The 11,998-nt window shown below is 67.8% G+C and carries 13 protein-coding genes; 5 read left to right on the plus strand and 8 right to left on the minus strand.

Features of this window, described 5'->3' with window-relative positions; genetic code table 11:
- Genes O5O43_RS00860 through fmt form a run of 3 tightly spaced genes read right to left on the minus strand, consistent with a single transcriptional unit; the run spans position 1 to position 2,463 of the window.
- Positions 1 to 750 (minus strand): DUF72 domain-containing protein, encoded by a 750-nt coding sequence (locus tag O5O43_RS00860; RefSeq protein WP_271085038.1) that lies wholly within the window; start codon positions 748 to 750, stop codon positions 1 to 3.
- 31 nt (positions 751 to 781) lie between these two features.
- Complete coding sequence (gene truA, locus O5O43_RS00865) at positions 782 to 1,537, minus strand: tRNA pseudouridine(38-40) synthase TruA (RefSeq protein WP_271085039.1); 756 nt, start codon at positions 1,535 to 1,537, stop codon at positions 782 to 784.
- On the minus strand, positions 1,537 to 2,463 hold the full coding sequence (gene fmt, locus O5O43_RS00870) for a methionyl-tRNA formyltransferase (RefSeq protein WP_271085040.1): 927 nt from the start codon (positions 2,461 to 2,463) through the stop codon (positions 1,537 to 1,539). The genes truA and fmt overlap by 1 nt, the downstream gene beginning before the upstream one ends.
- A gap of 84 nt (positions 2,464 to 2,547) precedes the next feature.
- On the opposite strand from fmt, the gene O5O43_RS00875 reads away from it, so the two are divergent.
- Positions 2,548 to 3,243: a hypothetical protein gene (locus tag O5O43_RS00875; protein ID WP_271085041.1), complete on the plus strand. Its 696-nt coding sequence runs from the start codon at positions 2,548 to 2,550 to the stop codon at positions 3,241 to 3,243.
- Here the strand turns inward: O5O43_RS00875 and O5O43_RS00880 are convergent, their stop codons facing one another.
- The 5 genes from O5O43_RS00880 to O5O43_RS00900 all read right to left on the minus strand — a co-directional run bounded on the left by O5O43_RS00880 (position 3,244) and on the right by O5O43_RS00900 (position 8,727).
- Positions 3,244 to 3,462, minus strand: a complete 219-nt coding sequence (locus O5O43_RS00880; RefSeq protein WP_271085042.1) for a hypothetical protein — start codon at positions 3,460 to 3,462, stop codon at positions 3,244 to 3,246. It lies immediately after the preceding gene.
- Positions 3,462 to 4,034 carry a peptide deformylase gene (gene def, locus O5O43_RS00885; RefSeq protein ID WP_271085043.1) on the minus strand — a complete coding sequence of 191 codons (573 nt, stop codon included), beginning with the start codon at positions 4,032 to 4,034 and terminating at the stop codon, positions 3,462 to 3,464. Before def ends, O5O43_RS00880 begins: the two co-directional genes overlap by 1 nt.
- Positions 4,035 to 4,065: 31 nt before the next feature.
- A complete protein-coding gene (locus O5O43_RS00890) occupies positions 4,066 to 4,461 on the minus strand; it encodes an acyl-CoA thioesterase (protein WP_271085044.1) in 396 nt (131 codons plus the stop codon).
- Positions 4,462 to 4,465: 4 nt separating this feature from the next.
- Positions 4,466 to 6,559, minus strand: coding sequence for a S9 family peptidase (locus tag O5O43_RS00895; RefSeq protein WP_271085045.1), 2,094 nt, complete (start codon positions 6,557 to 6,559; stop codon positions 4,466 to 4,468).
- Positions 6,560 to 6,630: 71 nt separating this feature from the next.
- Positions 6,631 to 8,727: a S9 family peptidase gene (locus tag O5O43_RS00900; RefSeq protein ID WP_271085046.1), complete on the minus strand. Its 2,097-nt coding sequence runs from the start codon at positions 8,725 to 8,727 to the stop codon at positions 6,631 to 6,633.
- Positions 8,728 to 8,820: 93 nt separating this feature from the next.
- Here O5O43_RS00900 and O5O43_RS00905 point away from each other — a divergent pair, with 93 nt between their 5' ends.
- Genes O5O43_RS00905 through murU form a run of 4 tightly spaced genes read left to right on the plus strand, consistent with a single transcriptional unit; the run spans position 8,821 to position 11,966 of the window.
- Positions 8,821 to 9,702, plus strand: coding sequence for a 1-acyl-sn-glycerol-3-phosphate acyltransferase (locus O5O43_RS00905; RefSeq protein ID WP_271085047.1), 882 nt, complete (start codon positions 8,821 to 8,823; stop codon positions 9,700 to 9,702).
- Entirely contained in the window at positions 9,702 to 10,169 is a 468-nt protein-coding gene (tsaE, locus tag O5O43_RS00910) for a tRNA (adenosine(37)-N6)-threonylcarbamoyltransferase complex ATPase subunit type 1 TsaE (protein ID WP_271085048.1), read from the plus strand. Before O5O43_RS00905 ends, tsaE begins: the two co-directional genes overlap by 1 nt.
- Positions 10,162 to 11,259 (plus strand): N-acetylmuramate/N-acetylglucosamine kinase AmgK, encoded by a 1,098-nt coding sequence (amgK, locus tag O5O43_RS00915; RefSeq protein ID WP_271085049.1) that lies wholly within the window; start codon positions 10,162 to 10,164, stop codon positions 11,257 to 11,259. Before tsaE ends, amgK begins: the two co-directional genes overlap by 8 nt.
- A complete protein-coding gene (gene murU, locus O5O43_RS00920) occupies positions 11,256 to 11,966 on the plus strand; it encodes an N-acetylmuramate alpha-1-phosphate uridylyltransferase MurU (protein ID WP_271085050.1) in 711 nt (236 codons plus the stop codon). The genes amgK and murU overlap by 4 nt, the downstream gene beginning before the upstream one ends.
- Positions 11,967 to 11,998: the final 32 nt, after the last annotated feature.

Raw genomic sequence — 11,998 nt, forward strand, 5'->3', positions numbered from 1 at the left:
CTATTTGACCTTCTCGATCAGCGCCTGCGCCGCCGCCGGGTTCCGCACCTTCGCTCCGGCGATGAAATAGGCGAAGACGTCGCCGCGCTGGGCCCAATCCCCGGTCTGCTTGGCGATGGCGTTCAGCTCCGCCGCGTTCATGCCGGTCGCCTCGTCCTCGCGGCTGGACATCAGCCGGGCGTAGGTGAAGTCGGCTGTCGGCTGATCGATCTTCGGCCAGGTCGGGCTTTCGTCATCGTCGGCATAGACTATGGCCGCGCCGTATTTGGCGGCGAGATCGTAGAACTGTTGAGTGTCAAAAGTCGGACTGCGGACCTCGAGCGCGTGGCGGAGTTGGACGCCGTCCTTCTCCTTGGGCAACAGCTTCAGGAAGCCCTCGAAATCGACCGGGTCGAACTTCTTGGTGGCCATGAACTGCCAGTTGATCGGCCCGAGCTTGGGTCCCAGCGCCGTCAGGCCCTGATCCAGGAATCGCTCGAGGCTTTTGTTGCCCTCGGACAGGACCTTGCGATTGGTGCAGAAGCGACTGGCCTTGACCGCGAAGACGAAGTCGTCCGGCGTCTCCTCGCGCCACTTCATCCAGGTGTCGATCTTGAAGCCGGAATAATAGGTGCCGTTGATTTCGATCGAGGTCAGCTTGGAGGAGGCATAAGCCAGTTCCTTCTTCTGGCTCAGTTTCTCCGGATAGAAGACCCCGCGCCACGGCTCGAAGGTCCAGCCGCCGATGCCGATGTAGGTTTGTCCGCTCATGCCGGTGTTGTCGCACCGGCGTCGGAAACCGTCAAAGCGGGGATCGGACCTTGTAGTCGACGCCCGTCAGGTACAGCCCATCCGACGGGGCCACAGGCCCGCAGGCGGCCCGATCCTTCGCTTCCAGCGCCGCCTTCACGTCGTCGGAGGTCCAGCGGCCAAGGCCGACCTCGACCAGGGTGCCGGCCATGGAGCGGACCTGGCGGTGCAGGAAGGAGCGGGCCTCGAAGACCAGATGCACCTCCTCGCCGACGCGGGTGACACGCGCCACGTCGAGGGTCTTCGCCGGCGACTTCGACTGGCAAGCCAGGTCGCGGAAGGTGGTGAAGTCGTGATGGCCGATCAGGTGGTTGGCGCCCGCCTGCATGGCCTCGGCGTCGAGGGGCTTGCGCAGGTGCCAAACCTTGCCGCGCTCCAGCGCCGGGCGACCGGGGCGGTTGAGGATGCGGTAAAGGTATTTGCGGCCCGTCGCCGAGAAGCGGGCATGCCAGTCGTCGGGGACGGCCGTGCAGTCGAGGATGGCGACGCCTTCCCTGATCAGGTGGGCGTTCAGAGCGTTCATGACCGTGGCGGCGGGCCAATCCTTGTCGAGGTCGACATGGGCGACCTGGCCGGTGGCGTGAACCCCGCTGTCGGTGCGGCCGGCGGCGGCGATGCGGACGGTCTGTCCGGAGAAGCCGTGGATGGCGGTCTCGATCGCGCCCTGGACCGTCGGCTGGCCATCCTGGGCCTGGAAGCCGTTGTAGGCGCCGCCGTCGTATTCGATGTCCAGACGATAGCGGGGCATCAGCCCAGGATCGTCCCGACGGGCAGGGCGAAACCGTTCAGGAAATCGGCAGGGGATTGCTGGGCCTTGCCCTCGCGCTGGACGCGGAGCAGGCGAACCGCGCCCTCGCCGCAGGCGATCAGGAGGTCGCCGCCCAGCAACTCGCCCGGAGCGCCCGAACCCTCGCTGGACAGGCAGGAAAGAAGCGCTTTGACGCGGACGGGGCCGTCCGGGCCGGGGGCCTCGAACCAGGCGCCGGGGAAGGGCGACAGCCCGCGAATGTGGCAGTCGATCTCGGCGGCCGGGCGGGTCCAGTCGATGCGGGCCTCGGCCGGGGTGATCTTGCGCGCATAGGTGGGTTCGCCGACCTGGGGCGTCTCGACGGCGCCGCCGCGTTCGATGGCCGCGAGGGCCCGAGTCCACAGGGTGGCGCCGACCGTGGACATGCGTTCTGACAGACTGGCGGCGGTGTCGTCTCGCTGGATGTGAAGCCGTTCGGACAGGAGGATGTCGCCTTCGTCCAGCCCTTCCGACATCCGCATGATCTGGACGCCGGTTTCCCGGTCGCCGGCCATTATGGCGCGCTGGATCGGGGCGGCCCCGCGCCAGCGAGGCAGCAGGCTTCCGTGCAGGTTGAAGCAGCCCAAACGCGGAGCCTCCAGCACGGAGGGCTTCAGGATCTGGCCGTAGGCGACGACGCAGGCGGCGTCGAGATCGAGGCTCTGGAAGGTGTCGATGGCGTCCTGGGCCTTCATCGACTGAGGCGTGAAGACTGGCAGACCCATGGCCTCGGCGAAGGCGTGGACCGGCGAAGGCGTCAGCTTCTGGCCGCGTCCCTTGGGGCGGGGCGGCTGCGAATAGACGGCGACGATCTCGTGGCCGGACGCGATGAGCTCGGCCAGGGACGGCACGGCGAATTCGGGGGTACCCATGAAGGCGAGGCGCATGGGCGATCCTCTAGGCTGGCGACGCCGTCAAAGCCAGTCGCCAGCCCATAGAACCGTGGTAGGCAGGATGCGGGAGATATCGATATGCGCAGCCTGTACCTGTGGTTTCTGCTCGCCTTCGGGGTGATGCTGTTCGGCTTCTGGCCGACGACAGTCGGGCCGTTCGGGCCGCCGGACACGATCCGCACGGTGCATGGCGTCTTCGCCTTGGCGTGGATGGGGCTGCTGGTTCTGCAGAGCTGGCTGATCGGCCATGGGCATGGCCGCATCCATCGATACCTTGGGCGGGCGTCGTTGTTGATCGCGCCGGGGCTGGTCATCAGCGCCTTTATGGTGGTGCTGGACAGTCTGCCGACCGGCGGGGCGGCCCATTTCCCGCGTGGGCTTCTGTTGATCCTGGTCTGGATCGACGTCTGGTCGCTGCTGCTGTTCGGCCTGCTTTACGGGCTGGCGCTGGCCCACCGGCGAAGGATGTTCCTGCATGCGCGTTTCATGGCAGGGACCGTGTTCGTCGCACTGATCCCGGCGCTGGGCCGTGCCTACGGGATGAACGTTCCCGCGCTGGGCGGTCTGCTTGGGGCGGTCAACCCAAGCTTCTGGACCGTCGAGGCGGTCCTGCTGTTCCTGATCGTGCGCGACTGGCGCGTGGGGCACAGAGAGGTGTCGCCGTGGTGGCTGACGCTGGGCGGGCTGGCGATGGTCCAGGTCACGATGACTCTGGCTCCGACCTGGCCTTGGTTCATCTCCCTGCTGACGTCGTTGGGCTTGCCGGCCGCCTGATTACTGCCAGCGCGTCGAGACTCCGCCGCCCTCGTCCCACTCGCCGCCGGCGTCCAGCGCATCGTCGAAGACCAGCAGGCGGTCCAGCAGGACGCCCGCGATCACGCCGATGGCGGCGACGCCGACCAAGGTGGCGACCGAGCCGATGCCGATCTTCTCCGAGCGGGTCAGGCGGCGGCGGCCGGAGCGGTCGACGATGCGGTCGCGGAAACGGGACATCAGGCGTCTTCCCTCATGCGCATGGTCTTCTTGACCTTGGTCATCGCCCGGTCGCGGCGCAGGCGCGACAGGTGGTCGATGAACAGAATGCCGTTCAGATGGTCGAGTTCGTGCTGGTAGCAGACGGCGTAGAGGCCCTCGATCTCTTCCTCGATGCGCTCGCCCTCGCGGTTCAGGTAGGCGACGCGCACGCGGGCCGGGCGTTCGACGCTGTCGAAATACTCGGGGATCGAGAGGCAGCCTTCCTCGTAGCAGAACTGCTCGTCCGAGGCCCACAGGACCTCCGGATTGACGAAGAAGCGGGGATTGGGGACGCGGGTCTCTTCACCCTCGGCGGCCGGTTCAGCGCCTTCGGGGAGCGGACCGTCGCCCAGGTCCATGACCACGACACGACGCAGGTCGCCGATCTGAACGGCGGCCAGACCGATGCCGGGCGCGTCGTACATGGTTTCCAGCATGTCGTCCATCAGAGCGCGGACGCTGTCGTCGACGACCTCCACCGGCTTTGACACCTGTTTCAGGATCGCCAGATCGGCGGGGTTGTCGATGGTGAGGATGCGTCGGATGGCCATGGCGGGGAGGTAGGCTCCGAGGCGCGGAGGGTCAAGTTTGGCCGGGCAACGGCCTCGGCCTCCGGTCCTGGTCGATGGCGACGTAGGTGAACACCCCCTCTGTCACCAACGTCACCGACTGCAGCGTGCGCGGACGCTTCCATGCCTCCACCCGAACGCGGATCGAGGTGCGGCCGGTCTTCAGGACCGTGGCATAGAGCGATACCTCGTCGCCGACCGAAACCGGCTGGTGAAAGACCATGGCGTCGACCGCGATCGTGGCGCAGCGGCCGTGCGCGATATCGAAGGCGGGGGTGGAGCCGGCGAGGTCCATCTGGGCCAGCAGCCAACCGCCGAAGATGTCGCCTTCGGGGTTGGTGTCGGCCGGCATGGCGATGACCCGCCCGACGAGCTGGCCGTCGGGCGTGGTCGGCTTGGCGTCGGTCACGAACTCAGTCCTGGGGCTTCAGGTGATCGTCCAGCCAGTGGAAGACCTCGTTGTGCCATTGCAGGCTGTTCTGGGGCTTGAGGACCCAGTGGTTTTCGTCCGGGAAGACGATCAGACGGCTCTCGATCCCGCGACGCTGAAGCGCCGTGAAGGTCGAAAGGCCTTGGGACGTCGGGATGCGGTAGTCGCGGTCGCCCTGAACCACCAGCATCGGGGTGCGCCAGTTCTCGACGTGATGCACCGGGTTGAAGCGCTCGTAGCCTTCCGGATTGTCGTAGACGGTGCCGCCGTATTCCCACTCGGTGAACCAGAGCTCCTCGGTGCCGTAGCCCATGCCGCGCACGTCGAAGACGCCGTCGTGGTTGACCAGGCATTTGAACTCATCGGACCAGTTTCCGGCGATCCAGTTGATCATGTAGCCGCCGTACGAGGCCCCAAGGGCGCAGGCGTTGTCGCCGTCGAGGAAGCTGTATTTCGACTGGGCGGCGGCCCAGCCCTTCTGCAGGTCTTCCAATGGGCGGTCGCCCCAGTGCTGCGAGATCGCATCGGTGAAGCCCTGGCCGTAGCCGGTGGAACCGTGGAAATCGATCATCACGACCGCATAGCCGGCGCCGGCATAGGTCTCCGGGTTCCAGCGATAGGACCAGGAATTGCCGAACGACCCCTGCGGACCGCCGTGGATCAGGAAGGCGACCGGATATTTGCGGCCCTCGACGTAGCCGGCGGGTTTGATGACGTAGCCGTGGACGGTCTCGTTGTTCCAGCCGCGGAAGTCGAATTGCTCGGCCTCGCCGAACAGGCGGTTGTCGAGCTCCGGGTTCACGTCGGTGATCTGGCGCGGCATCTCGCGGCCGCGGAAGGTCTTAACGAACAACTCGGTCGGACGGGTCAGGCTGTCCTGGGCGAAGACGAAGCCGGACGGCGTCTGTTCGACGGCCGAGACATGGCCCTCGCCCGTGATCGGGATCACCGCGCCATTGGCGACGTCGATCGAGAACAGCCGGGTCTGTCCGACGTCGCCGGCGGTGACGTAGAGGGTACGGGCGTCGGCCGACCACTGGAGGCTGTCGGCCGAGCGGTCCCAGTTCGCCGCGACCTCGCGCTTGGCGCCGGTGGCTACGTCCATCAGCACGATCTGCCAACGGTCGGCCTCGAAGCCCGGGCGGGCCATGGCGCGATAGGCCAGGGTGCGGCCGTCCGGAGAGAAGACCGGGCCGGTATCCCAGGCGTCGTTGGCGTCAGTCAGGTTGGTGAAGCCTTCGCCCGTCAGACCGTTGGTCTTGTAGAGGTCGAAGTTGGTGCTCCACGGCTCGGTCTGGCCGGCGAGGCGCGCCGAGAAGACGATGGCCGAACCATCGGGCGTGAAGGTGAACTCATTCTCGTCGCCGAAGGGCTTGGACGGGGTGTCGCCGTCGAAGCCGTGGGTGACCCAGACCGGCTCGCCCGAGCCGTCGGCGTTGACGACGAACAGGTGGTTCTGGGTCCCGTCGTTCCAAGTGTCCCAGTGGCGCACGAACATGCGGTCGTAGACCATGCCGGTCGACTTGCGCTCGCCGGCCTCGGTTCCCCGCGCGACGGAGCAGGCGAGGTCATCGCACGACGGATAGACGGCCAGCGACACCGCGACCTTGGAGGCGTCGGGGCTGAGGCGATAGGCGTTCACGTCCAGCGGCAGGTCGGTCACCTGGGTCGCCGTGGCGCCGGTCGAATCCGTCTTCCAGACCTGGCTCGTGCCCGACCGGCCGGACAGGAAGTAGAGAGCGCCGTCGGAGCCCCACCGCAAGGTGTTGGCGCCGCCGTCCGAGATCGCCAGACGACGCGGCGCGCCCTCGCCGTTTAGGTTCTGGATGAACAGACTGGAGACGCCGCGGTTGGCCTCCATGTCGGTGGCGCGCACGGCGTAGACGACTTTCGTGCCGTCAGGCGAGACGCGCGGGTCCGACAGCCGGTTGGCGTTCAGCATGTCGTTATAGGTGAAGGCGCGCTCGGCGGCCTGTGTCGCCTCTGCCGCTGGCGCGGCGGGCGCCTCGGCGAAAGCGGGGAGGGCCGTCAGGACCGCGAGGGCGGCGACAGCGGAAAGCAGATGAGGGCGGCGCATCGGACGGCTCCTGGGACTTCGACTGCGCTGGCGTAGCACCGGCCGAAGTCCACAGGAAGCCGGTCGTCAGATCAGGGAGCCTCGGCGGTCCACCTCGCGGTCCAGTCGAGGATTTCGCGCTGCCAGTCGACGTAGTTGCGCGGCTTGAGCACCCAGTGGTTCTCGTCCGGCACATGGACGAAGCGGCTGGGGATGCCTTGGCGTTGCAGGGCCGAGAAGGTGGCCAGGCCCTGGTCGATCGGCACCCGGAAATCGCGGGAGCCGTGCAGGATCAGCATGGGCTTGGTCCAGTCGCCCGCGAAGTCGCCGGGGCTGAAGCCGCGATAGAGGTCCATCCGCTCCCACGACGGCCCGCCGAACTCCCAGATGAAGTTGCCCAGATCCATGGCGTTCATCAGCTGGGGCACGTCGAAGACGCCCGCGTGGTTGACCAGGCAGCGCCACGGTCCGTTCCACTTCCCGGCGATCAGATTGACCATATAGCCGCCGTAGGAGGCGCCCAGCGCGCAGGCCCGGTCGCCGTCGATGAAGGGGTTGGCGGCCAGGGCGGCGGCCCAGCCCTTCTGCAGGTCCTCCAGCGGCCGGTCGCCCCAGTGGTTGTTGATCGCATCGGTGAACGCCTGGCCGTAGCCGGGCGAGCCGTGGAAGTTGACCATCACCACGGCGTATCCGGCCGAAGTGTAGATCTGCGGGTTCCAGCGGTAGGACCAGCTCTCGGTCCAGGGCGACTTGGGTCCGCCGTGGATCAGATAGACGGCCGGATAGGTCCGACCTTCGACATAGCCGACGGGTTTGAACACCCAGCCTTGCACGAACTCGTCATTCCAGCCCTCGAACTCGAACCGCTCGGCGCTGGGCAGGTCCAGCGCGGTCATCGTCGCCGCGTTCTGGGTCGTGAGCGTCCGCCACGGACCGTCGCCGGACGCGTAGACATAGAGGTCCGGCGGCAGGGAGAAATCTTCATCCCCCACGACGAGGACGCCGTGTGCCTCGTCCATCATGGTGATCGAGCCCGACCCGCTCAACGCCTCGACGTCGCCGCTCCGCGCATCGATCTGATAGAGCCGCTGGACGCCATTGTCGGCGGTGGTGGTCAGCAGGGACCGTCCGTCCGAACGCCAGCGCAGGTTGCCGGGGCCCCTATCCCAGTCATCGACCAGCACGCGCGCGTTCGCGCCGTCCGCGTCGGCGACCATGACCACGGCCTGGTCGCCGCCGACATTCTCGCGACGCCCCGCCAACCAGGCCAGACGCCGACCGTCGGGCGAGTAGGCGGGCGAACCGTCAGCCGCGTGATTGGCCTCGGTCAGATTGATCGTCGCCCCGCCGTCGATTGAGACGCGGAACAGGTCGGAGTTGTTGGTGAAGGCTTCGCCGGCTCCTTGCGTCTGGGTCGAGTAGACGACGGTGCGCCCGTCCGGCGAGATCGCGAACTCGTCTTCGGTCCCCTGCGGTTGGCTGGGCGTGTCGGCATCGACGCCGGCCATCAGGTCACGTGGCTGGCCGTCGGCGAGGCCCGATCCGTTCAGGGGCTGGACGAACAGATGCTGACGCCGCCCGTCGTTCCAGTGGTCGAACTGGCGTAGCGGCATCCGGTCGTAGCCGGTGACTGTCGAGGGCGAGCGATTATCCGCATCGATCCGGTCCTTGGTGCACTGAAGCGTCTGGCAGTCGATGAAGACCGGCAGGGCCAGGATCAGGTTTTTCCCATCTGGCGACACCTTGAAGGCGACGACATCGACCGGCAGGGTGGTCACCTGAACGGCTGCATTGCCCTGGACGTCCGCGCGCCAGACCTGGTTCGACCCGCCGCGGGCCGACAGGAAATAGATGGCTTGACCGTCGATGGCCCAGCGGCCGCTTGAGGCGCCTCCGGCGGAGATCGCCAGCTTCACCGGCTCCCCGCTCGCGGCCGGAACCATCCACAGGGCGCTAACGCCGCGATTGCCCTCCCAATCGGTCGAGCGGACGGAATAGAGGACGCGGCGGCCATCGGGCGAGACGCGTGGGTCGGAGACCCGGTCCATCATGGCCAAGGCCCGGATTGACAGGCCGCCGGGCAGGGCCGGAACGTCGGCACCGGGAGGCGACGCCTGCTGGGCCGAAGCGGTCATCGGCGCAACCGCCAGCATCAAGGCCGCGGCCGCCGTAGTGATCATCAGCCGCATGGCCGTCTCCCGTTTGCAGAAGACTTAGCATGCAGCCCGCATCCGCCAAGGCGCGCTTGCCTGCCTTCCCTCCAGAGGCGACAAGGGAGATGAATGACCGCTTCGCCGCCCGACACGACCGAACCTGCCGCCGTTCTCGCCGGACGGTCGGATCATGTCGTCGATGTCCTGATCGCCGAACGGGCGCCGCGCCTGACCCGCTCGATCGTCTGGCCCCTTCTGCGTCCGGCTTTTTATGCGCTGTTGGGTTATGGCAAGGCGCGCGAGATGGCCGACGCCATCGCGTCCCTGTCGGGTCAGGCGGCGCTGGACTACGTCTCCAACCTGCTGGACCTGAAGACGTCGAGCCTCAACCTCGACCGGCTGCCGGCGACCGGGCGCTGCATCGTCGTCTGCAACCATCCGACCGGGATCGCCGACGGGATCGCCGTCTATGACGCCGTCCGGAAGCGTCGCAGGGACGCCATCTATTTCGCCAACGCCGACGCCGTCCGCGTCGCGCCGCGTCTGGATGAGGTCATCATCCCGGTCGAATGGGTGGTCGCCAAACGCACCCGCCACAAGACCCGCGTCACCCTGGACGCCGCCCGCGCCGCCTTCGAGGCGGAACGCTGCATCGTCATGTTCCCGGCCGGGCGGATTTCGCGCGTCGGCAAGGACGGCCAGCTGACCGATCCGGAGTGGGCCTCGACGGCGACGTCGCTGGCGCGGAAGTACGGTGCGCCGACCATTCCGATCCATGTCAGCGGCCCCTATTCGACCCTGTTCCACCTGTTTAACCGGGTGTCGCCGGAGCTCCGGGACATCACCCTGTTCCACGAGCTGCTGAACAAGCGGAAGAAGCCGTTCCGCCTCAGCGTCGGCAAGCCCATCCCACCGACCCGGCTCGACATCGATGCGACCCGCGCGACCTATGCCCTGAAGGCCTTCACCGAGCGCGTCCTGCCTAGCCAGCCCGACGCGGACTTCGCCTGATGGAGATCGACCTAAAGGACGCCGAGGCGACGACGACGCTCGGCCGCGCCATCGCGCCGCGCCTCGAACCTGGCGAGGCTGTCCTGCTCTACGGCCCGCTAGGCATGGGCAAGTCGACGCTTGCGCGCGGCCTGATCCGGGCCTTGGCGGGCGAGCACGAGGACGTACCCAGCCCCACCTTCACCCTGGTCCAGTTCTACGAGACTACGCCGCCCATCGCCCATTTCGACCTCTATCGCCTGACCCGCCCCGAAGAGGCGTTCGAGATCGGGCTGGACGAGGCGCTGGACGTTGGCGCAGCCGTGATCGAGTGGCCCGAACGGCTGGGTGACGATCCCGTCCGCGCCCTCGGCCCCGACATCCTCACCATCACCCTGTCCGAGCATGGCGACGGCCGGTCTGCGACCGTTTCCGGCGTAGGCGTGTGGGCAAGAAAGATCACTGAACTCGAAGGCCTGAATGTCTGACGTGACCGACCGCGAAGCCCAGAAGGTCGCCTTTCTGACCGAGGCGGGCCTCGCCGAAGCCGCCCGTGCGCCCCTGCCGGGCGATGCCTCCACGCGCCGGTACGAGCGGCTGACCCCGGTCGGCGGTCCCGGCCTGATGCTGATGGACCAGGTCGCGGCGGCCGAGAGCCCGCCCGCTGATCCCTCATGGTCGCCCGAACGGCGCAAGGCCGAGGGCTGGAACGCCGTCGCCCGCCTGTCCGCCGGCCGGATCGAGGCCTTCGCCGCCGTCGCATCCCACCTGCGGAGCGTGGGTTTGTCCGCGCCCGCCATCGTCGCCCTCGATGCGCCTGCGGGGCTCGCCGTGCTCGAGGATTTCGGCGACGACCTGTTCGCTCGCGTCATCGAGCAAGGGCAGGAGGAGACGCCGCTCTATCTGGCCGCGATCGATGCCCTGGCCGAACTGCACGCAGCGCCGACGCCGCCCGTTCTGACGGGGGCGGCCGGGCCTTGGGTGCTGCAGACTTATGATCAGACCGCGCTTCAGGGCGGAGCCGATCTGTTCGTCGAATGGCTGCCGAAGCTGAAGCCCGAACTTCGTTTCGATGCGGCGGCGATCGCCGATTGGCATGAAGCGTGGGCGCCCATCGTGGCCGAGGGGGAGGCGGGCGCCTCGGTCGTCGCCCATCGTGACTATCACGCCGAGAACCTGATCTGGCTGCCGGAGAGGTCCGGCCCGGCCCGGGTCGGCATGATCGACTTCCAGGACGCGGTGCGCGCCCACCCGTCGTGGGATCTTCATTCCCTGCTTCAGGACGCCCGCCGCGATGTCTCGCCCGCACTCGAGGCGGACGCGCTGGAGCGCTATTTCGAGGTGGCCCGCGTCGAGGATCGCGCCGCCTTCCTGCGGTCCTACGCCGGGCTCGCGGCTCTGAACGAGGCACGCATTCTCGGCATCTTCGCCCGTCTGATCGTGCGCGACGGCAAGCCGCGCTACGCCGCCTTCATGCCGCGCGTCTGGGCGCACCTGAACGCCAACCTGACCAGGCCCGGCCTCGAGGGTGTCGCCCGCTGGTTTGACAGACACATCCCGGCGGAGACGCGCGCATGATCGCTCCCAAGACGGCCATGGTCCTCGCCGCCGGTCTCGGCACGCGCATGCGCCCCCTGACCGACGACCGGCCCAAGGCGCTCGTCGAGGTCGGAGGCCGGGCCCTGATCGACCATGTTCTGGACCGGCTGGCCGAGGCGGGCGTCGAGAAGGCGGTGGTCAATGTCCACTGGTTCGCCGACCGGCTGGAGGCCCATCTGGCCGCGCGTGGACGCGGGCCGGAGATCGCCGTTTCGGACGAGCGGGCCGAACTGCTGGAGACCGGCGGCGGCCTGAAGAAGGCCCATCCCCTGCTCGGCGACGACCCGGTCTTCGTGGCCAATATCGACAGCGTCTGGACCGGCCCGGGCGGGTGGAGTGACGCCCTGGTCCGCCTGTGGGACCCGACGAAGATGGACGCCTGCCTGCTTCTGGCCAGGCGCGAGGGTTCGATCGGCTTCGAGGGCGACGGCGACTTCTTCCTCGCCGAAAGCGGCCAGTTGACCTTCCGGGGCGAGGCCGCGTCGGCGCCGTTCGCCTATATGGGCGTACACATCACCCGACCGGACTACGCCGACGGCGGGCCTGACGGGCCGTTCTCGCTAAGCCCTCTGTGGCGCGCCTCGGCGGCGGCTGGGCGGCTCCACGGCTGTGTGTTGGACGGCGACTGGATGCACGTCGGCGATCCGCGGGCCCGCGACGAGGCCGAGGCGCGGCTGAGCCTATGAAGCGCCCTGCCGCTCGCCGTGCGACGGCTCGC

Source organism: Brevundimonas sp. NIBR11 (assembly GCF_027912535.1).
Classification (GTDB): Bacteria; Pseudomonadota; Alphaproteobacteria; order Caulobacterales; family Caulobacteraceae; genus Brevundimonas.

Bases quoted from the DNA above. Each gene is read 5' to 3' on its own strand.
- murU (WP_271085050.1), top strand. From the start codon at position 11,256: ATGATCGCTCCCAAGACGGCCATGGTCCTCGCCGCCGGTCTCGGCACG.
- fmt (WP_271085040.1), bottom strand. From the start codon at position 2,463: ATGCGCCTCGCCTTCATGGGTACCCCCGAATTCGCCGTGCCGTCCCTG.
- def (WP_271085043.1), bottom strand. From the start codon at position 4,034: ATGGCCATCCGACGCATCCTCACCATCGACAACCCCGCCGATCTGGCG.
- tsaE (WP_271085048.1), top strand. From the start codon at position 9,702: ATGGAGATCGACCTAAAGGACGCCGAGGCGACGACGACGCTCGGCCGC.
- amgK (WP_271085049.1), top strand. From the start codon at position 10,162: ATGTCTGACGTGACCGACCGCGAAGCCCAGAAGGTCGCCTTTCTGACC.
- O5O43_RS00875 (WP_271085041.1), top strand. From the start codon at position 2,548: ATGCGCAGCCTGTACCTGTGGTTTCTGCTCGCCTTCGGGGTGATGCTG.
- O5O43_RS00900 (WP_271085046.1), bottom strand. From the start codon at position 8,727: ATGCGGCTGATGATCACTACGGCGGCCGCGGCCTTGATGCTGGCGGTT.
- O5O43_RS00895 (WP_271085045.1), bottom strand. From the start codon at position 6,559: ATGCGCCGCCCTCATCTGCTTTCCGCTGTCGCCGCCCTCGCGGTCCTG.
- truA (WP_271085039.1), bottom strand. From the start codon at position 1,537: ATGCCCCGCTATCGTCTGGACATCGAATACGACGGCGGCGCCTACAAC.
- O5O43_RS00880 (WP_271085042.1), bottom strand. From the start codon at position 3,462: ATGTCCCGTTTCCGCGACCGCATCGTCGACCGCTCCGGCCGCCGCCGC.
- O5O43_RS00905 (WP_271085047.1), top strand. From the start codon at position 8,821: ATGACCGCTTCGCCGCCCGACACGACCGAACCTGCCGCCGTTCTCGCC.
- O5O43_RS00860 (WP_271085038.1), bottom strand. From the start codon at position 750: ATGAGCGGACAAACCTACATCGGCATCGGCGGCTGGACCTTCGAGCCG.